This is a genomic window from Rickettsia endosymbiont of Cantharis rufa (assembly GCF_964026445.1).
Classification (GTDB): domain Bacteria; phylum Pseudomonadota; class Alphaproteobacteria; order Rickettsiales; family Rickettsiaceae; genus Rickettsia.
On record NZ_OZ032150.1, the window covers coordinates 1009124 to 1028818 of the forward strand.

Genomic DNA, 19695 nt, shown 5'->3' on the forward strand with positions numbered 1-19695 from the left:
AGCAGCCATAGGCTGCGTGGCAATCTCATGAAACAATAACAAACTCCTGAGATTACTTCGTCAAAATTTTCAATTTTTCTTCGAAACGACAAAAAACAACACTTTTAATTGAAAAAGCATATTATAGAACAAACTTAGCTAAGTCAAGATTAGTTATTATTTTAGATAATTGATTTTCTACAAATTTATCATCAATAGTTATTTTTTTGCATTTCATTTCGCTAGCTTCAAAGCTTATATCCTCAAGCAGATTCTCAAGTATAGTATGCAGTCTTCTTGCACCTATATCTTCGACTTCTAAATTAACGGTAATAGTATAATCAGCTATCCTCTCAATAGCAGAATCAGTAAATTCAAGATGTACGTCTTCCGTACCTATTAATGCCGAATATTGTTTTATTAAACTAGTTTCAGGTTCAAGCAATATTTTAATCATATCATCTTTGGTGAGCGAATTTAATTCTACTCTAATCGGTAATCTTCCTTGTAACTCCGGTAATAAATCAGAAGGTTTAGCAATATGAAAAGCACCGGAAGCAATAAACAACATATGATCGGTTTTAACCGGTCCATACTTGGTATTAACCGTTGTTCCTTCTATTAAAGGTAACAAATCTCTTTGCACACCCTCTCTACTGATTTCGGCATTTTTTGCTCCAGAACTATCGGTTGAAGCTATTTTATCAATTTCGTCAATAAAAACTATACTGTCATTTTCTGCTAAACTTATAGCTTGCTGAATAATTTTTTCCTGGTCTATTAATTTTTCTGATTCCTCAGGTATAATAATAGCCATAGCATCTTTAATTAGCATTTTTTTTGTTTTTGTCTTACTGCTGCCAAGTGCTCGTCCAATCATATCGCCAAGATTAAGTACACCCATCGATGCTCCAGGCATACCCGGTATTTCAAAACTTCCACTGCCAACAGGCGTAGTATCAACAATGCTAATTTCGATTTCCGTATCATCAAGTTCGCCGTTTAAAACTTTTTCTTTGAACTTTTCTCTAGTCTCATTACTAGAGGTTTTACCTACTAAACTATCTAATATTCTTTCTATGGCTTTTTCGCGTGCATTAATATCTACTTTTGTTTTTGCTAAAGTTTTTTCAGTATTAACGGCTATTTCAACTAGATCGCGAATAATTGACTCTACATCACGCCCTACATACCCAACTTCAGTAAATTTAGTTGCCTCTATCTTATAAAAAGGGGAATTAGTCAACTTTGCAAGCCTTCTAGCTATTTCCGTTTTACCAACACCGGTTGAACCTATCATCAAGATATTTTTCGGTACTATTTCATTACGTAAATTACCTTCTACTCTTTTACGGCGGCAACGATTTCTAAGTGCAATAGCAACGGCTTTTTTGGCCTTTTCTTGACCTACGATAAATCTATTAAGTTCATTAACTATTTGGGAAGGGGTAAGCCCCATAGGGTCTTTTTTATAAGTAGTTTTAGTAGCTTTCATACAACTTTTTCCATTATAATATTATGATTAGAAAATACACAAAGATCGGCAGCTATCTTCATAGATTTTAAAGCAATTTCCTCAGCCGTTAGATTATTCTCGTAAGACATCAGAGCGCGGGCGGCAGATAGCGCGAATAAGCCGCCTGACCCTATTGACGCAACATCATTTTCAGGCTCTACAACGTCACCATTACCAGTCAAAATTAATATATGACTATGATCAGCTACTATCATCATTGCTTCCAAACGTCTCAAATATTTATCGCTACGCCAATCTTTAGCAAGCTCAACTGCACTTCTAAGTAAATTATGTGAATATTTTTCTATTTTTGCTTCAAGTTTTTCAAATAAAGCAAGCCCATCAGCCGTAGAACCTGCAAAACCGGCAATAATTTTATTGTTTGCTATAGTGCGTAGTTTTCTAGCACCGGACTTTAATATTGTATTGCCGTGCGAGACTTGTCCGTCCGCCGCTATAATTATTTCTTCGTTCTTTTTTAAACAAAGTATTGTTGTGCCGTGTAAGGCTAAATTATCTGACATAATATATAAATTTATTGATATTAAGTTGTTAATTAAGTACTATAACGTAATATTTTACTCTGAAGTAAAATGAAGAGTTATTATACTTCGACACAACTTCAAAAAGAGCAAGGAGTTCACAAGGCGAGGAACGGGGCGTATACTTAATACGTGAGTACGACAGCTCTTGTAGAACGACAATGCTAATTTTTGAAGTTCTATCTTAGTATACTTGACTAATCCAATTTAATTAATTATTGTCCCTTGAATTTTCAAGACTTAAACTTAAATAATGAATATATACGCAATATACATTAACTCCACACAAAAAAATAATAATTTTATTGTTATTGAAGAAGGCTTTTCGTGGATAGCTGCTCTTTTAAGTATATTTTGGGCATTATACCATAAAATGTGGTTAGTTGTTGCTATTGCCGTAATAGCGAATATAATCGTTACGGCAATTAATATTGAAGAGCTAACGTTTATATTTAAGATAATCTTAATATTAGGTTTCGGCTTTTTTGCTTCAGATATTAGAGAAAATTATTTAAAAAGGAATAATTACCGACTAGAGGATATTATAATCGCAAATTCAAAAATCGAAGCCGAATTGAAATTTCTAAAAAATAATATATGTATAACAAAGAAAATGTTTTTGCAAAAATTATAGATAAAGATCTTCCGGCAGAAATAATTTATGAAGACGAACAAATTTTAGCATTCAAAGATATGGCGCCCGTAGCACCTGTGCATATTATCGTTATACCTAAAAACGAATATATAGATTATGCCAATTTTATTTCTAAAGCTTCTATAGACGAAATAAAGCATTTTTTTGCTAAAATTTCTGATATAGCAAATGAAGCAGGTTTAGATAAAGATGGTTATCGTTTAATAACTAACAAAGGTGAGAAATCAGGACAAACTATTTTTCATTTCCATTTCCATATTATCGGCGGCAAAAAACTCATCGGATTAATAAATAAAAATGATTAAAAAATACAATATTGCAGTAATCGGAGCTACAGGAAATGTAGGGCGTGAAACTCTAAATATTCTTGCTGAACGTAATTTCCCTGTTAATAAAGTCCATGCTATAGCTTCAGATAACTCTATAGGGCGAGAAATAAGTTTTGGGGAAGAAATACTGCAAATTAGTAGTTTAGCTAATTTAAATTTTGATGATATCGATATTGCCTTTTTTTGTGCCGGCTCAAAAGTTTCAAAAGAATTTATACCGCAAGCTACTGCTGGTAATTGTGTAGTTATCGACAAATCCTCACTTTTTAGAACCCATGATCAAGTACCTTTAATTGTACCTGAGGCTAATTTATCAACACTTAAAGACTTTATCGCTAAAAACATCATAGCTAATCCTAATTGTATAGTGATTCCACTTGCAGTAGCATTAAAACCGCTGGATAATGAAATAAAAATTAGAAGAGTAGTGATATCTACTTATCAATCGGTATCGGGAGCTGGTAAAGCAGGAATGGACGAACTTTACGATCAAACAAAATCCAAATATACTTTTGGAGAAAATGATCCCAACATATTTCCAAAACAAATTGCATTTAATCTGTTTCCTCATATAGGTGATTTAAATAAAAATGGCTATACGAGTGAAGAAGCAAAAATTGCTTTTGAATTAAACAAAATTATAGGCGATCATATTAAAGTTAGCGTTACTTCTGTCAGAGTACCGGTATTTCTCGGTCATTCTATATCGGTTAATATAGAATTTAACGACAAAATGGATGCTGCTATAGCTGAAGAAATATTACAAGATTCTGATGGAATCGTTACGATTTCCCACAACAAAGATTTTACTTATGCCTCACCGGTTGAAGTAGTAGGTGAAGATGCCGTATATGTCTCTAGAATTAGAAATGATGTAAGTAGAGATGATACGATAAATCTATGGATCACATGTGATAACTTACGTAAAGGAGCAGCTTTAAACAGCGTCCAAATTGCCGAAGAACTGATTAATACTTATTTATAATAATATAACTAATATGGATAATAAAAATAATAATTTAAACAAAAAAAACCCGTTAGTAATAGCACTAGGTGAATGTAGAACAGCTTTTTGGATAGTTTTTTGGTTTGCTTTTGTAATTAATTTACTAATGTTAATTACTCCTCTTTACTCTCTACAAGTTCTTGATAGGGTTCTTGGGAGCGGTAATCTACAAACATTATTATTTTTATCAATAATAATCGCATATATTTATTTCGTTTATGGATTACTGCAAATTGCCCGTTCTTTTACGCTTATAAAAGTTGGAGAATGGCTTGATAGAACAGTAGCACCCATAATTTTTGCTTATTCGATTTCTGCAGCTGCAACACGAGCAAATATGGGTTCTAGCCAATTATTACGTGATTTTCAAGCCGTTAAAACATTTCTAACAAGTACCGGGATTAATACTTTATTCGATGCCCCTTGGAGTCTTATTTATATTGCAGTTATTTTTTCAATTCATCCATATCTCGGTTTTATTACGGTTTTTGGAGCAATAGTTATAGTTTCAACGGCTTTCTTTAATGCGGCTGCTACTAATAAGACGCTCGGTGAAGCTACTGAATTTTCGATAAAAGGTATGACTCAGGCTGATATTGCTAACAGAAATGCGGAAGCAATTGAAGCAATGGGAATGATGAAAAACGTTACTCATAATTGGCATAAATTTAATTTGCTAGCACTTGGTAAGCAATCGGTTGCTAGCTATCGTAACGGTGTTATTTCTAACTTTTCAAGGTTTATCCGTAATATAATGCAAATGGCTGTTACAGGCGTTGGGGCTTATCTTGTTGTAGATACTCATGGTGCTGCCATGACTCCCGGTAATATGATTATGAGTTCTATAATAGTCGGCAGAGCTCTTGCTCCTTTCGATAATGCTATTGAGCTATGGAAAAGTATGAGCGGCGCTATTAAATCATACAAAAACATTAATAATTTATTTAGCACTTATTCTTCTAGAGATGAAGCAATGCCGATTCCAAACGTTGAAGGACATCTTACCGTTGAAAATATTTATTACGCTCATCCTATACCAAAACATTTACCTCAACCGCCTGTACCAAAATATATCTTAAAAGGCGTTAGCTTTGCGGTGCAGCCCGGTGAGACTTTAGCAATTATCGGTCCTTCGGCTACGGGAAAATCAACTTTAGCTAAAATTCTAGTCGGTGTATGGAAAGAATCATCAGGTTCAGTACGTTTAGATGAAGCAGAGATTTATCGCTGGAATAGAGACGATTTTGGTAGACATGTCGGCTATCTTCCCCAAGGAATAGAACTTTTTAGCGGTAGCATTAAGCAAAATATAGCTAGAATGGAAGAGGATGCCGATCCACAAAGAGTTATTGAAGCAGCTAAAATGGCCGGTGCTCATGAGATGATATTAAGATTTCCGGATGGTTATGATTCTGATATTGGTACTGCAGGCTCTAATCTATCAGGTGGGCAAAGACAACGTATAGGACTTGCTAGAGCTTTTTACGGTAATCCAAAACTCATCATTTTAGATGAGCCTAACGCTAATTTAGATGAGGCAGGTGAAGTTGCTCTTGCAAATGCCTTAAAGCAAGCAAAGGTTAAAGGGATAGCCGTTCTTGTAATTTCACATAGACCTTCTGTATTATCCGTTGTTGATAAAATTCTAATATTACAAGATGGAGCTGTTGCAGTTTACGGAACAGAAGAAGAGATTCAAAAACACTTTAAAACTTTAAAAAGCGGCACAATTCATATTAATAACTAATAAATATTATGCAGGACTTAAAACACAATAAACCTCAAATTACTCCAGAACAATTAAAACAATTATTGTCCTTACGAGAAGATGCGTTAAGCCTTAAAGGTCAAAGTTCTAAACGTAAGGCTTTAATAAATACCACATTAAAAAAAACTTCTCACGCTATAGAATTCTTATTAGTAAAGCTTGATAGGTTTGTTAATTTTACTACCAAAAAAACTGATAAGGATCGCAATAACGTGGCACAAGCCGCAAGATCGCCTATACTTTTCGGTATTTATGTTATTATCTTCTTAGTATTGATCGGTGGCGTATGGTCGGCCCTTGCGCCACTTGATAGTGGTGCCGTGGCAGTCGGAATAGTAATGCCAAGCACAAACAAAAAAACAATCCAACATCATGAAGGTGGAATAATTAATGCTATTTATGTTAAGCAAGGCGATAAGGTCAAAGAAGGTGACAAGTTAATAGAGCTTGAAGAAACTAGAATAAAAAGCGAACATGAAAATATTCTTGGTCAGTACCGTAATTTTTTAGCAACTGAAAATCGCTTAATTGCCGAACGTGATAATTTAGAACAAATCGAATTCTCCGATTTTCTAATGCAAGATATAAACTTACCAGAAGTGGCCAAAATAATTCATACACAAGAAAATTTATTTAGATCTAGAAAAGAATTATTTAATTCAGAAAAAGACGGTTTAAATCAGCGTATTTCTCAGCTTGAGAAAAAAATTGAAGGTCTAGAAGCAAGAAAGGCTGCAGCAAGCAAAACAGCCGAAGTTTACCAAGATCGTTTAAAAGCTTTAAGAACCTTAAAAGAAAAAGGGTTTGTACAGAGAGCAGCCTTACTAGAGCAAGAAGCTAAAGTTGCTGCTGCAAAAAGCGATGTTGCTACAAATGAATCCGAAATAGCAGGAACACGCCACACTATTACTGAAGCTCAAATTAGTATTATAAATCAACAAAATAAATATACTAAGGACACTTTGACCGAACTTCGTGAAGCTCAAGTACAAACAGCATCTCTTAAAGAAAAATATACTTCTCTTACAGATTCTCTTAACCGTGTAATTATCAGATCACCCGTTGATGGTATAGTTAATAACTTGAAATATCATACAATCGGAGGTGTTATAGGTCACGGTCAACCTATTATGGAAATTTCGCCGACTAACGATACGTTAATAATAGAAGCAAAAGTATCGCAAAAAAATATCGATTCAGTACATGAAGGGTTAGTTGCTAAAATACGCTTTAGTGCATTTAAATCAAGAACTACTCCAATGTTTACCGGTAAAGTAGTCAGCGTATCACCTGATATAGTGCAAGATGAGAGACAACATCCGGGGCAACAACAAGATAATTATTATATTGCAAGAGTCGAAATCGATATGGATGAATTTAACAAAGTTGCTAAAGTTAAAAACCTTGAATTACATCCGGGTATGCAAGCCGAAGTACAAATCGTAACCGGCACAAGAACACTACTTAAATATTTACTTGACCCTGTAACTGATACAGCATTTAAAGCGTTTAGAGAAAAATAGATACTTAAAAAATTCTTAATACTTTATTGACTTTTATTCAAAAAGGTATAGCTTAATTCACAATCTAATTATCTATAATAGGTTATGTTAGGCTACGAAAAAGAACAAAGAAATTTAAATAAAGAACAGAAGCAAGCTGTTGGTTTACTTTCTATAGGTACATTTCTAGAGTATTTTGATCTTATGCTTTATGTGCATATGGCGGTACTTTTAAACAATTTATTTTTTCCGAAATATGATCCTTTCACTTTTTCGTTGCTTAATGCCTTTTCTTTCTGTTCTACCTATTTACTAAGACCTATAGGAGCATTAATATTTGGGTATATAGGTGATCATTTTGGACGTAAGATTGTAGTTGTTTTAACTACCTTATTAATGGCTATTACTTGTGTGATTATAGGCAGTATGCCAACATATGCACAGATAGGTATAACAGCCTCTTGGATTCTTACTATATGTCGTATAATTCAAGGTATGTCGGCAACTGCAGAAGCGCGAGGTGCAGAGTTATATTTAACTGAAAATTCAGCCCCTCCTATTCAGTATCCATTAGTAGCAGTTATAACAGTATTTTCTGCTGTAGGCACCACGGTAGCACTAGGTATTGCATCAATTTTTACTAATCAAAATATTTATCAACATGAATCCAGTTGGCGTATAGCCTTTTTCATTGGTGCAACTATCGCTTTTGTAGGTACTATTGCAAGGACTAGTTTAAAAGAAGCAGATGCCTTTTCAAATAAAAAAAATAAATTAAAACTAAGGCTTGAGGAAAATAATATTACACTTGAAGAAATTGACAAAGACATTCTGGATCAAAAAGTTCCTAGCGCCACTTCTATTTGGTATTTCTTTATCCAGTGCGCCAGACCGCCGTGTTTTTATTTTGTGTATATATATTGCGGTGATATATTAAAAAGAGAATGCGGATTTACTCCGAATCAAATTATAAATCAGAATTTTTGGGTATCTATAGTAGATTTACTCGGTATTATCGGTCTTGCATTTGTTAGCTATAGAATTCATCCTTTAAAAATACTAAAAGTAAAATTATATCTATTTTTTACCTCTCTCGTTTTTTTTCCTATAATGTTAAATTATAATCCTACTCCTTTATATATTTTTATTTTTCAGTGCTTAGCTGCATTATTCGTATTTGATCACGTACCGGCATCCCCTATATTTTATAAATATTTCCCGGTTTTTAAGAGATTTACATATACTAGTATGCTAAGTGCAATAGCAAAATTATTTACTTATATTATAACGTCATTTGGTTTAGTTTATATTACCAATTATTTAGGGTATTGGGGATTATTTTTAATTTTCATTCCGGTAGGTGTAACTTTCTTCATGGGAGTAACTTATTTTGAAAAAATGGAAAAGAATCGAAGTTTATAATTTTATTAAAAGTAGAATTTATATTAAATTTTAAATTATTTTTATAACATTCAGCATATATGAGCTCTGAAACTAAAGGTATTTCAAGCATTTCACTTAAAACTAAAAAGCTTTTTAATGTCTCTTTAATTATTTTATGAGCTTTTTCAGGCGATTTTGCTCCTAAAGTTTGTAAATTATGTATTCTATCAAAAAGTTTTATAAGGGCAGTATCGTATCTTTTTTGTTTAATTAATAAAATAAGACTTTTCGCACTACTTATTTTCCCATAAGATTTAATTCTAGTTAGACCTTCTACATGTCTTGCTACTTCTTTCTCAAAAATGTTACTAATCATCTCTTCAGTAAGTTCGGTATCTTCAACAGTGTCATGAAGTAATGCAGCTTGTAGCATTATAGGAGTAAAAAGTTTAGGAGCTTCTTTTGCCACAAATTCCGCTACCATAATTGCTACTGCAATTGGGTGAGAATAATAAGGATCACCTGATTGACGCATTTGCTCACCATGATATTTACGAGCATAGTAAATACCTTTTTTAACTTCTCTAATATCAACAGGTTTCTTTACTTGGGTATTTAAAAATAAAAGCTTTCTGATTAATTTATCAGAATACTTACAGTTTTTAAATTTTTTTTCCCAATATTCTATATCTTTCATAAAATCTCCCAATTCTATACATTATTTTATTGGTTTCCTTTTATGATTATTTTATTTTTCTATTTTTTATGCTAAAAAATAACTATATATTAAATACAGTTTTTTTACAAAGATTTATATGCACTCCTTAAATATCACCTACATTCTTCTTATTATAACAATCTTAGTATCTTTATTTTGTCGTGATAAAAGAGCTGCATATTTAGGTATAGGTATTACGATTTTAGCTGCTTTATACCAAGGTATAATAAATATTGTAGGTGTTGGGGCTTTATCTATTTTTACTGCTATTACTTATTCCTATTTTAATTTACAGCTAAATAAGGTAATAAAAACGCTATTATTTACATCTATTTCGGTTTTTTTGTCGGTTTTGCTTTTCATAAGATTCCAGGATTTTTTAATATACTTGTCATTGATAAAGTACAGGGCCGCGCCCCCGTATTGCAGCTTAGCATGAATAGTCTATAATCCTCAAACAGTAATAAGAGAGAATTATAGTTAAGGAGTTATGACAAGAATATATGTTAAGTGTAGATCAAGAATAGATGTTAAGTGTAGATATTATAACGACACAGAAAAAGTAGTAAAGGCGGGATATTCAATTTCAAAACAACAGAGATATCAATGCAAGCAGTGTAATCGATATTTTTAACTGTAATATATTAATAATGCCTCTAAGCCTGGAGTCAAGACTCAGATAGTAGATATGTCAATCAATGGCTCTGGAGTTAGGGATACAGTAAGAGTATTAAAAGTGGGTATCAATACGGTTATCCGTGTTTTAAAAAAAATCTAGCGTTAAAAAAGATAAATCATTCTGGTCACGCCTCCATTTTACAGATGTGGATATTAAAAGGCTATACGTTCAATAAGAGTTCCGATGACTTTATCATGAATATCCAATGACTTGGAAAAACAAATTGTTTTACGTGTCAGTCTTTTGCATCTTGTTCTAAGATTTAAGTTACCCCGTTCTATCCGTTGAGTATATTTTTTACTAACAATGTGTTTTTTGGGATCTAATAACCTAGCATAACTTCCCCATCCATCTGTAAAGTAAAAAGTAACCTTAAAATCCTCCGGTTTTTTTCAGTAATGATTCTGATGTGCTATCACATCTTGTACCAAAAGTATAAGCAACTACTTTTAACAAAATCTTATCCAAAGAATACCAAAGCCATCTTTGTTTGGATTTATTCTGTACATAAGGCCATTGTTCATCTATTTCAGGAGCAATAATTACTTCTATCGTATTGATAGAATGATTTATCTTTTTTAACGCTAGATTTTTTTTTAAAACACGGATAACCGTATTGATACCCACTTTTAATACTCTTACTGTATCCCTAACTCCAGAGCCATTGATTGACATATCTACTATCTGAGCCTTGACTCCAGGCTTAGAGGCATTATTAATATATTACAGTTAAAAATATCGATTACACTGCTTGCATTGATATCTCTGTTGTTTTGAAATTGAATATCCCGCCTTTACTACTTTTTCTGTGTCGTTATAATATCTACACTTAACATCTATTCTTGATCTACACTTAACATCTATTCTTGCCATAACTCCTTAACTATAATTCTCTCTTATTACTGTTTGAGGATTATAGACTATTCATGCTAAGCTGCAATACGGGGGCGCGGCCAAAAATAGATAGACGGAGATCGACTTCAAAAAGAGCATGGAGTCTATACGGCGAGGAGCGAAGCGTATACTTAATACGTGAGCACCACAGATCTTATAAGACGACGTAGCTAATTTTTGAAGTTGATCGAGTATATTAAACGTTAAATCTAAAATGTACTATATCCCCATCTTGCATTTTATATTCTTTACCCTCTAAACGCATTTTGCCTACTTCCTTGGCCCTTGTTTCGCTACCAAGATTTATATAATCTTCATAGCCGATAACTTCAGCTCTAATAAAACCTTTCTCAAAATCGGTGTGAATAATACCGGCGGCAGCTGGTGCAAGCGTACCGTCTTTAAAAGTCCAGCTATGGGCTTCTTTAGGGCCTATAGTAAAAAAGCTTTTAAGGTTTAGGAGATTATACCCCTCTTTAATGACTTTACTAAGCCCTGTTTCGTGAAGACCTATAAATTTTAAAAACTCTTCTTTTTCTTTCATACTTTCAAGTAAAGCAATCTCAGCTTCTATTTTTGAAGAAATTACCACGCTTTTAGCGTTTTCTTTCTTTGCTCTTTCTGCTACTAGTTTTGTAAACTCATTACCTATAGCTGCGTCTTTTTCAAGTACATTACATATATATAAGACAGGTTTAGAAGTAATTAACTGCAATTGCTTTAAATTATCAGCTCCTAAAGTTTCATTTAACACTCTTGTAGGTTTATTCGTACCAAGTACCTTATAAACCTCTTTTAATAGCTCTATCAGCTCTGCCATTGTTTTGTCACCTGACTTCAAGCGTTTTTCACTCGTAGCTAAACGCTTCTCAACCGATTCTATATCGGCAAGTATTAATTCCATTTCAATAATCTCAAGGTCATGCAGCGAATCAACTTTATTATGTACATGCGTTATATCCTCATCTTCAAAACAACGCAGTACATGCAATATTGCATCAACTTCCCTGATATGAGATAAGAACTTATTACCAAGCCCCTCCCCTTTACTTGCTCCTTTAACAAGCCCTGCAATGTCAACAAACTCAATATAAGACGGGATAACTTTTCCGCTTCCAGCTAAACTTGCGAGTCGTTGCAAACGCTCATCCGGCACCAAAACTTTACTGCTATTAGGCTCAATAGTACAAAACGGATAATTAGCGGCATCCGCAGCCTGACTTGCCGTTAAGGCATTAAATAACGTCGACTTACCGACATTCGGCAAACCAACAATTCCTAGTTTTAGTGTCATAAATCCTTCCGTAAATGATATGAAGCTGGATCTTTTTCATAACCGTGTCTTATAAATTCTAGTTTATGTCCTAGTTTTTTGTAAAAAAGTTTGGTCTGAGAATCCATAGTCGATAAAACAATAAAATTACAATCACGCTCACGTGCCAATTCTTCAGCTTTTTCCATTAATAAACTTCCATATTTTTTATTTCTATGATTTTCATCTACAAACAATGAGGTAATATACAAACCACCCCAAAGGCTTATTCCTTGCATACCGGCAATAAAATTTTTATTTTGGTCTAAACATGAGAAGGAGAAAGATTTTAAATCCCCTGTTAAACCCTTTTTCTCTTGTGCATCTTTATGAAAAGCATCTCAAATTATAGCTGAATAAGCTTTATCCATCTCTTCAGCATAAATAATTTCAAAATCTTGCTTCATAAGCGATCCTCTTAATTCAAATTTTTATGTCATTCCCGCGAAAGCGGGAATTCAAAAAAAGTGAAATATTATTGGGCTTTTAAAAAGTTTTAAAGTACTAGATTCCTGCTTTCGCAGGAATGATATCGAGTAGGTTTCTTGAGCAATACAGGCAACTCAGAATAACATTATCTAATCTTATTTTTAAATTCTTCTAACCTATTCTCTAATATCAAACCAAAATTATTAGCTATTTTATCTATGGCTTGAATTGCTATTTCATATTCGGATTTCAAGAAATTATTAAGTACGTAATCTGCTACATCTTGATTATTTTGCGGTCTACCGACTCCAATTCTAATGCGATTATAATTATTGCTTATAACCCAGTCAATTGATTTTAAACCGTTATGCCCACCGTTACCGCCCCCGGTTTTAAATTTTATTCTACCTGTTTCTAGATCAATATCATCATGAATAACAAAAATTTTTGCGTGGTGGATATTACAATATGTTTTTAAAGCTACCACCGACTTACCGGACAAGTTCATATAGGTAGTGGGCTTTATAAAAATAATCTTTTGTCCATCACTAATAGTTTCAGCAATCTCACAATTAAATTTTTTCTTTATGCTAAATGATGAATTATATTGGCTTGCTATTTTCTCTATAGCAATAAAACCGATATTATGCCTCGTATATTGATACTCTTTTCCTGGATTACCAAGACCAATAATAAGGACCATAATATTTACCTAAATATGTAATGGAAAATTTTTGAAGAAATATTGATTTTGGAGAAGTACCGAATAATGTCATTCTTGCAAGGCATTATATTGCGTGGATCGAAAAACACGCTCGGTGCCATTCCCTATAGTACTGGACATTTTTCATTCTATGTCATTCCCGCGTAGGCGAGAATCCAGTTAAATAAAGCTTCAAGAAGCTTTATTTAACAAAAAATTATCTAATAAAAAAATCTTTGAAATCAAGATTTTTTTAGCATGGATCCCTGCTTCCGCAGGAATGACATCGAAGAGCCCCATCTTAAGTTGACGCTCATGTGCTTACGCAGGAAGGACATCGTAAAGTTTCTCATAATCCATCATGCATAAGGTCTATCTGTTCATACTGTGTACATAAAAGATCAATAGCTCCATTATTAACAAAAACACAGGATTGACTGTAAGTATCATTAGAAACAGATACACCAGCCACAATACTACATAAAGACTTCAGACCTCATTCATAAACTTTATCAGCGTAGCTTGCTCGCGTATTGTATCTTTTTGACCTTCAATAAATTTATTATATCTATGTGTATTATATTGACATTCACGCAAATCATTACTTGTACCAATATATCAGAAAAAGAATTATCAAAAGATTGTTTTTCTCTCTGTTCAATATCATCATTATTCTCACCACTTACACTACTGATATAAGAAAAAAGAATTGTGGATATTATAGTATATTTTTGCTGCCATAATTCTGCTATAAATTTGTTACCAATATATTTAGCAACAGCATTATAACCAAACGGTTTATCCTTATTCATAATATTGTACCCCTTTCTTTAAGGTTAGATAATATAAAAATATGTAGCAACTTCTCTTAATATTAATTAACTAAGAAAACTACTACATAAAATTATTGCACTTAGAGGCTATTTGTAAACAAATTTTAACCATAATTTAGTTCTCTTTTGCTGCAAATTATAAGATTTTTTTGAAATATGAATAGTATTCCTGCCAAAATCTTATAAATTATTAATTAAAATTAATTTGCAAATAACCTCTTAAAGAAAAAAATAAAAAGTTTTTTAATATTATGAATTATTCAACTTACCCGACTTATTTCCCTGCTTCTGCTACTTGTCCTTCTTCAGCTTCAGTTTTTGCTCCTCTACGTCCTATTATAGTTGCAAGAATGAATTCTTTTTTAGTAGTAAAACTGCATCCTTTCGGTAATTCTATTTTTGAAGATTTTAGTGAAGTAGCGATAGGCATATTAGTAACGTCGATAGTTACGTTTCTTGGGATATTATTAACATCACATAGTAAAGTAACTCTTCTTTTTACTATGTTAAAGTAGCCACCTCTTTTAACACCCAAAGCTTTTTCTTTACCTTCATATACTACAGGTACTTCCATCTTTTGGATTTTCTCTTCTAAAAAAACAAAATCAACATGGCGTACTATATCTGTAACAGGATGTAACTCTACAGCTTTCGGCAATACTTTATATTGCTTCTTATCAATTGTTAAATTAATTAACTGAGAGATAAAAGCCGGCTTTCTATAATATTTAGTTATTTCCTTTTCTTCTAAAGAAATACTAACAGGTGTTTTTCCAGCTCCGTAAATAATAGCCGGAATACGCCCTTCTCTTCTTAACGCTCTTGCTATTCCCGTCCCAAATTCTGTACGGGATTTTGCTTCAAGCTCTAATATTTCACTCATTATTTCAACACTTTAAACTTAAAAAAGATTATAATAGCTTCGATTAATATAAAATTCAAGTATTTTTAGAATACCTTACTATATACTCACTATATACTTAGATTATTTCTAGAGATATATTAAGTTTTATTTGAAGAAGCGACATAACCAATTCTTTAAATAAAACGAGTATCTCACTCAATACCTAAGAACTTATGAGTTTGTAACGACAATCTAGCACCGCTTTCTAGCGCTAATTTTACTGTTAATTCATTATTTTCATCATTGAGCTTTTGATCGTTTTGATCCATAGGTTGCACAAAAACCGGGATATTATAAGCTGTTTGCCCTACTTCCGGTATGATGTCATATTCTAAAATATTTTTAGCAACGATAAATTTCACTGCACTAATTTGTGGCAATAAGTCTTCTCTTATTTTACTATAACCGGTTTTACCTGCTTTCGGCGAACAAATTATAGACACTCCTTTTGGCAGAGAGCGATATAACGTCCCGTTAGTCTCTATTTGGACTTTAAAATCTCGGTCTAATAACTTCTGACATAATAGCTCTATAGGTTGACGCATCGGCTCGCCACCGGTTATTACTACTAAATTAATCGATTTTTCATTTTTAGAATTTAATGCCAAACTTTCGGATTTATTTAAAATCTTATCTATATCTACTAACTCAAAATCTTCAAATTCCGTATCACAAAAATTACAAGCAAGGTTACACCCTCCTAGCCTTATAAATATGGCAGGACTACCAACAAAAATACCCTCGCCTTGTATAGTCTTAAAAATAGACTTGACCTCTAGCCTAGTACCGTCACCATTTAATATACTTCTTTTAGGATTTTGTCCGAACATTATTTAATTTATTTACTGGTTGATTAAGCGCATTATATAGTGAATTCAGTTGAATTTGGTGACAGGCGTGAGGGTAGAACCTATAATAATAGACGAAAGGGCGAATAACGAAGCACCAAGTTCAAATCAATTCACTATAGTATATTTTTATAAAAAAATCTTGCAATAACTGATAAAAAAAACTACTATTATCCTTTAGCGTAATTAACACATCGGTAACATGGCTTTGGTATGCCTAATTACCGGCAAATCTAGAAATACCAATTATAAGGAATATTATGCCTAAATTAAAAACAAAATCTGCCGTAAAAAAACGTTTTAAACTTACTGCTACCGGCAAGGTTATAGCATCTCAAGCAGGGAAAAAACACTTTATGCGTCGTCGCACTAAAGCCCAAATTCGTAACCTTAGGGGAACTACAATACTTTGTCCTCAAGACGGATATAATATTAAAAAATATTTTCTACCGTACGGTATAAATTAATTTAATTAGGAGCTAAGCAATGACACGCGCAAAATCAGGAAAAATTTCCAAAAATAGACATAAAAAAATCCTCAAATTGGCAAAAGGTTATAGAGGTAGAGCAAGTACCTGCTTTAGAGTAGCTATTGAGAAGGTAGAAAAAGCTCTTCAATATGCTTATAGAGATCGTAGAAATCGTAAGCGTGATTTCAGGGGTTTATGGATTCAAAGAATAAATGCAGCAGCAAGAGAGCATGGGCTTGTTTACTCCCAATTTATGGGAGCTCTTAAAAAGGCAGAAATTGACATAGATCGTAAAGTACTTGCAGAACTTGCTGTAAATAACAGTGACGGATTCGCAAGTATTGTAGAAAAAGCAAAAGTACATATTTAACTATTTAACGTTATCCCGTGGCTTGATCACGGGATCTTGTGTTACAGTCTGTATCTTGAAATCTCGTGGTCAAGCCACGGGATAACATATTTATAACAATTAATTTTTATTTTCGTTCGGTATAAATATTATGAAACGTACATTTCAACCTAGCAATTTAGTTAGAAAAAGAAGACATGGTTTTAGAGCTAGAATGGCTACTCCGGCTGGAAGAGCAATCTTAAGCAAACGTCGTGCTAAAGGTAGACATAAATTATCTGCTTAAAATAATCTGACTTATCAAATTGTATATTACCTCTTTAAAAAATCAAAAAGAATTTGAGCTTATAAATAAGCTTGGAAAGAAGTTCCATGAAAGGTATTTTATTTTGGTAATAGCAAAAAATCTTCCTAAAATTTTCCTTGAATCAAAATATAACGCCTTTTTTGGAATCAAAGTTAGCAAAAAGCTCAGTAAAAAAGCCGTTGTTCGCAATAAAATCAAAAGGCGTATAAGACATCTAATTAGAATTATCGTTAGCGATTCTAAGCTTAAGGCTATAAAATTCGCAATGATTATTATTCCAAGAAAAGGATTTGATGAGATAAATTTCTCACATTTAAATTATGAATTAAATAAAGTAATCTTAAACGATATTTAAAATAATTTCAGTTCAAGTTTGTTGCATAGCTTAAAAAAAAGCGTTCTACGTCATTCCTGCGAAGCGTTGTTGGGTTGATTAGTTTTCTACTGTCATCCCGCGACTTGTGAGGCGTTATTGCATGGGTACCCGATTCGTCATTGCTAGGAGCGAAGCGACGCGGCAATCAAAATAATTAAACAAATTCTGATTTACAGAATTTTTTACTGGATTGCTTTGTCGAATTACTACGTAATTCTTCTCGTAATGACGAAAAACCGATCCATACAACAACGCCGACTTATGAGCTAGGTCCAGTTAAAGATATTAATGTTTTTGGGTACCGCGAAGGGGCCACGGTATGACCTGGAGTTTTATTTTTTATTTACGCCTCTTCTATCCCCTATCCTAATACTAATACTTCTTCTACTACAGTAAATGTTGTATCTATAGTAGTTTCTTCAGGCGTAATAGTATTTATAGTAGAATTATAATATTTCTTTACTAATTCAATAACATCCAAATTATACGTCTCTTCTGCCATATAAATATTATAGCTATTTACCTATATAGTAGGATGCTTAGGTACTATATCTAGAATTTCTAAATCCACTTTTCTCTATAGCTTTATCAAGCATCCAAGACTCTATTTTTGCAGTATTGTGGTCAAGTACAGCTTTTAAAATAGCAAAATCACTTTTCTCTACCGCTCTATTAAGAGTAAAGGTGTCTATTTTGTAGTACTATGATGCGACTATAGTTTTCCAGAAAGTTAATAATAGACGATATTAACAGTAGGGATAAAAATGCCGGATATAGAGCCAAAGATATATCCAGCTGAATTTAAAGAATCAGCGATTAGATTAGCTATTGAGTCTAAGCAACCTTTTGCTCAAACAGCTAGAGAACTAGGAATTACGAAGTATAGTCTATATAATTGGGTTAATAAACATTCAAAACTCAAGGAAGTAATGAGATATGAAGAACATCTGTATGATGAATTAAGGAGATTGAAGAAGAACTAGATAGAGTAACACAAGAACGTGATCTATTAAAAAGGCTGCCGCGTACTTTGCAAAAGAATCCCAATAAGGTACGCATGGATAAAGGAAAACAGAGGTAATTTTTCCATTTCTGCTATGTGTAAATTTATGAAAGTATCACGTAATGGTTATTATGAATGGTTAAATAATCTTGGATGTAATAGGGTTAAAGAAGGTAATGAATTAACAAACAGAATTGAAATTATCTTTAAAGAAGGTAGAGGTAATTATGGAACTAGACCTATTAAAAAGGAACTATCACGGCAAGATATAACTGCTAGTAGGAGACGCATTGCAAGACTAATAAAAGAAGCTAATTTGCTATGTAAAACTAAACGTAAATTTAAAGCCATTACTGACTCTAATCATAATAAGCAAATTGCTCCTAATTTATTAAATAGAAAGTGGCCGCACCTCCATTTTACAGATGTGGATATTAAAAGGCTATACGTTCAATAAGAGTTCCGATGACTTTATCATGAATATCCAATGACTTGGAAAAACAAATTGTTTTACGCGCCAGTCTTTTGCATCTTGTTCTAAGATTTAAGTTACCCCGTTCTATCCGTTGAGTATATTTTTTTACTAACAATGTGTTTTTTGGGATCTAATAACCTAGCATAACTTCCCCATCCATCTGTAAAGTAAAAAGTAACCTTAAAATCCTCCGGTTTTTTTCAGTAATGATTCTGATGTGCTATCACATCTTGTACCAAAAGTATAAGCAACTACTTTTAACAAAATCTTATCCAAAGAATACCAAAGCCATCTTTGTTTGGATTTATTCTGTACATAAGACCATTGTTCATCTATTTCAGGAGCAACAATTACTTCTATCGTATTGATAGAATGATTTATCTTTTTTAACGCTAGATTTTTTTAAAACACGGATAACCGTATTGATACCCACTTTTAATACTCTTACTGTATCCCTAACTCCAGAGCCATTGATTGACATATCTACTATCTGAGCCTTGACTCCAGGCTTAGAGGCATTATTAATATATTACAGTTAAAAATATCGATTACACTGCTTGCATTGATATCTCTGTTGTTTTGAAATTGAATATCCCGCCTTTACTACTTTTTCTGTGTCGTTATAATATCTACACTTAACATCTATTCTTGATCTACACTTAACATCTATTCTTGCCATAACTCCTTAACTATAATTCTCTCTTATTACTGTTTG

23 protein-coding genes and 3 pseudogenes are annotated in these 19695 nt (G+C 32.8%); 13 read left to right on the top strand and 13 right to left on the bottom strand.

Annotation, left to right across the window (positions count from 1 at the left end; translation table 11 throughout):
- Positions 1 to 121 precede the first annotated feature (121 nt).
- Positions 122 to 1474, bottom strand: a complete 1353-nt coding sequence (gene hslU, locus AAGD46_RS05755; RefSeq protein WP_341786884.1) for an ATP-dependent protease ATPase subunit HslU — start codon at positions 1472 to 1474, stop codon at positions 122 to 124.
- Positions 1471 to 2019 (bottom strand): ATP-dependent protease subunit HslV, encoded by a 549-nt coding sequence (hslV, locus tag AAGD46_RS05760; RefSeq protein ID WP_341786886.1) that lies wholly within the window; start codon positions 2017 to 2019, stop codon positions 1471 to 1473. Before hslV ends, hslU begins: the two co-directional genes overlap by 4 nt.
- 271 nt (positions 2020 to 2290) lie before the next feature.
- On the opposite strand from hslV, the gene AAGD46_RS05765 reads away from it, so the two are divergent.
- The 6 genes from AAGD46_RS05765 to AAGD46_RS05790 all read left to right on the top strand — a co-directional run bounded on the left by AAGD46_RS05765 (position 2291) and on the right by AAGD46_RS05790 (position 8719).
- Positions 2291 to 2671, top strand: a complete 381-nt coding sequence (locus AAGD46_RS05765; protein WP_341786887.1) for a DUF2628 domain-containing protein — start codon at positions 2291 to 2293, stop codon at positions 2669 to 2671.
- Complete coding sequence (locus tag AAGD46_RS05770) at positions 2635 to 2997, top strand: HIT domain-containing protein (protein ID WP_341786888.1); 363 nt, start codon at positions 2635 to 2637, stop codon at positions 2995 to 2997. Before AAGD46_RS05765 ends, AAGD46_RS05770 begins: the two co-directional genes overlap by 37 nt.
- Positions 2990 to 4006 carry an aspartate-semialdehyde dehydrogenase gene (gene asd, locus AAGD46_RS05775; RefSeq protein ID WP_341786889.1) on the top strand — a complete coding sequence of 339 codons (1017 nt, stop codon included), beginning with the start codon at positions 2990 to 2992 and terminating at the stop codon, positions 4004 to 4006. The genes AAGD46_RS05770 and asd overlap by 8 nt, the downstream gene beginning before the upstream one ends.
- A 13-nt stretch (positions 4007 to 4019) precedes the next feature.
- On the top strand, positions 4020 to 5774 hold the full coding sequence (locus tag AAGD46_RS05780) for a type I secretion system permease/ATPase (RefSeq protein WP_341786890.1): 1755 nt from the start codon (positions 4020 to 4022) through the stop codon (positions 5772 to 5774).
- 8 nt (positions 5775 to 5782) lie between these two features.
- The gene (locus AAGD46_RS05785) at positions 5783 to 7318 is read left to right on the top strand and encodes an HlyD family type I secretion periplasmic adaptor subunit (protein ID WP_341786891.1); all 1536 of its coding nucleotides are present in this window, start codon (positions 5783 to 5785) and stop codon (positions 7316 to 7318) included.
- Positions 7319 to 7402: 84 nt separating this feature from the next.
- The gene (locus AAGD46_RS05790) at positions 7403 to 8719 is read left to right on the top strand and encodes an MFS transporter (RefSeq protein ID WP_341786892.1); all 1317 of its coding nucleotides are present in this window, start codon (positions 7403 to 7405) and stop codon (positions 8717 to 8719) included.
- On the opposite strand, the gene AAGD46_RS05795 is transcribed toward AAGD46_RS05790, so the two are convergent.
- Entirely contained in the window at positions 8670 to 9377 is a 708-nt protein-coding gene (locus AAGD46_RS05795; RefSeq protein ID WP_341786893.1) for an HD domain-containing protein, read from the bottom strand. The genes AAGD46_RS05790 and AAGD46_RS05795 overlap by 50 nt on opposite strands.
- Before the next feature lie 709 nt (positions 9378 to 10086).
- Here AAGD46_RS05795 and AAGD46_RS05800 point away from each other — a divergent pair.
- Positions 10087 to 10176 carry an IS1-like element transposase gene (locus tag AAGD46_RS05800; RefSeq protein ID WP_341786649.1) on the top strand — a complete coding sequence of 30 codons (90 nt, stop codon included), beginning with the start codon at positions 10087 to 10089 and terminating at the stop codon, positions 10174 to 10176.
- 53 nt (positions 10177 to 10229) lie between these two features.
- On the opposite strand, the pseudogene AAGD46_RS09420 reads toward AAGD46_RS05800, so the two are convergent.
- The 8 genes and pseudogenes from AAGD46_RS09420 to AAGD46_RS05835 all read right to left on the bottom strand — a co-directional run.
- Positions 10230 to 10394, bottom strand: a pseudogene (locus AAGD46_RS09420) (IS1 family transposase); the annotation flags it as partial.
- Between the two features lie 55 nt (positions 10395 to 10449).
- Entirely contained in the window at positions 10450 to 10752 is a 303-nt protein-coding gene (locus AAGD46_RS09425; protein WP_410525927.1) for an IS1 family transposase, read from the bottom strand.
- A 415-nt stretch (positions 10753 to 11167) separates the two neighbouring features.
- A complete protein-coding gene (gene ychF / locus AAGD46_RS05810) occupies positions 11168 to 12265 on the bottom strand; it encodes a redox-regulated ATPase YchF (RefSeq protein ID WP_341786894.1) in 1098 nt (365 codons plus the stop codon).
- A complete protein-coding gene (locus AAGD46_RS05815) occupies positions 12262 to 12522 on the bottom strand; it encodes a GNAT family N-acetyltransferase (protein ID WP_341786895.1) in 261 nt (86 codons plus the stop codon). The genes ychF and AAGD46_RS05815 overlap by 4 nt, the downstream gene beginning before the upstream one ends.
- A 335-nt stretch (positions 12523 to 12857) precedes the next feature.
- Positions 12858 to 13415: an aminoacyl-tRNA hydrolase gene (pth, locus tag AAGD46_RS05820; protein WP_341786896.1), complete on the bottom strand. Its 558-nt coding sequence runs from the start codon at positions 13413 to 13415 to the stop codon at positions 12858 to 12860.
- Positions 13416 to 13927: 512 nt separating this feature from the next.
- Positions 13928 to 14227 (bottom strand): hypothetical protein, encoded by a 300-nt coding sequence (locus AAGD46_RS05825; RefSeq protein ID WP_341786897.1) that lies wholly within the window; start codon positions 14225 to 14227, stop codon positions 13928 to 13930.
- Positions 14228 to 14522: 295 nt separating this feature from the next.
- On the bottom strand, positions 14523 to 15131 hold the full coding sequence (locus tag AAGD46_RS05830) for a 50S ribosomal protein L25/general stress protein Ctc (protein WP_341786898.1): 609 nt from the start codon (positions 15129 to 15131) through the stop codon (positions 14523 to 14525).
- Between the two features lie 173 nt (positions 15132 to 15304).
- Positions 15305 to 15982, bottom strand: a complete 678-nt coding sequence (locus AAGD46_RS05835) for a 7-carboxy-7-deazaguanine synthase QueE (protein WP_341786899.1) — start codon at positions 15980 to 15982, stop codon at positions 15305 to 15307.
- Positions 15983 to 16260: 278 nt separating this feature from the next.
- Here AAGD46_RS05835 and rpmI point away from each other — a divergent pair, with 278 nt between their 5' ends.
- The 4 genes from rpmI to rnpA all read left to right on the top strand — a co-directional run bounded on the left by rpmI (position 16261) and on the right by rnpA (position 17481).
- Positions 16261 to 16467: a 50S ribosomal protein L35 gene (gene rpmI, locus AAGD46_RS05840; RefSeq protein ID WP_202068800.1), complete on the top strand. Its 207-nt coding sequence runs from the start codon at positions 16261 to 16263 to the stop codon at positions 16465 to 16467.
- A 19-nt stretch (positions 16468 to 16486) separates the two neighbouring features.
- Complete coding sequence (gene rplT, locus AAGD46_RS05845; protein ID WP_341786900.1) at positions 16487 to 16840, top strand: 50S ribosomal protein L20; 354 nt, start codon at positions 16487 to 16489, stop codon at positions 16838 to 16840.
- 130 nt (positions 16841 to 16970) lie between these two features.
- Entirely contained in the window at positions 16971 to 17105 is a 135-nt protein-coding gene (rpmH, locus tag AAGD46_RS05850; RefSeq protein ID WP_341786901.1) for a 50S ribosomal protein L34, read from the top strand.
- A 19-nt stretch (positions 17106 to 17124) separates the two neighbouring features.
- Positions 17125 to 17481 (top strand): ribonuclease P protein component, encoded by a 357-nt coding sequence (gene rnpA, locus AAGD46_RS05855; RefSeq protein WP_341786902.1) that lies wholly within the window; start codon positions 17125 to 17127, stop codon positions 17479 to 17481.
- Positions 17482 to 17863: 382 nt separating this feature from the next.
- On the opposite strand, the pseudogene AAGD46_RS05860 reads toward rnpA, so the two are convergent.
- Positions 17864 to 18197: pseudogene (locus AAGD46_RS05860) on the bottom strand (hypothetical protein); the annotation flags it as partial.
- Positions 18198 to 18266: 69 nt separating this feature from the next.
- On the opposite strand from AAGD46_RS05860, the gene AAGD46_RS05865 reads away from it, so the two are divergent.
- Positions 18267 to 18485, top strand: coding sequence for a transposase (locus AAGD46_RS05865; RefSeq protein ID WP_341786903.1), 219 nt, complete (start codon positions 18267 to 18269; stop codon positions 18483 to 18485).
- Between the two features lie 126 nt (positions 18486 to 18611).
- Entirely contained in the window at positions 18612 to 18962 is a 351-nt protein-coding gene (locus tag AAGD46_RS05870; protein WP_341786904.1) for an IS3 family transposase, read from the top strand.
- On the opposite strand, the pseudogene AAGD46_RS05875 reads toward AAGD46_RS05870, so the two are convergent.
- A pseudogene (locus AAGD46_RS05875) lies at positions 18940 to 19659 on the bottom strand (IS1 family transposase). The gene AAGD46_RS05870 and the pseudogene AAGD46_RS05875 overlap by 23 nt on opposite strands.
- Between the last annotated feature and the right edge of the window lie 36 nt (positions 19660 to 19695).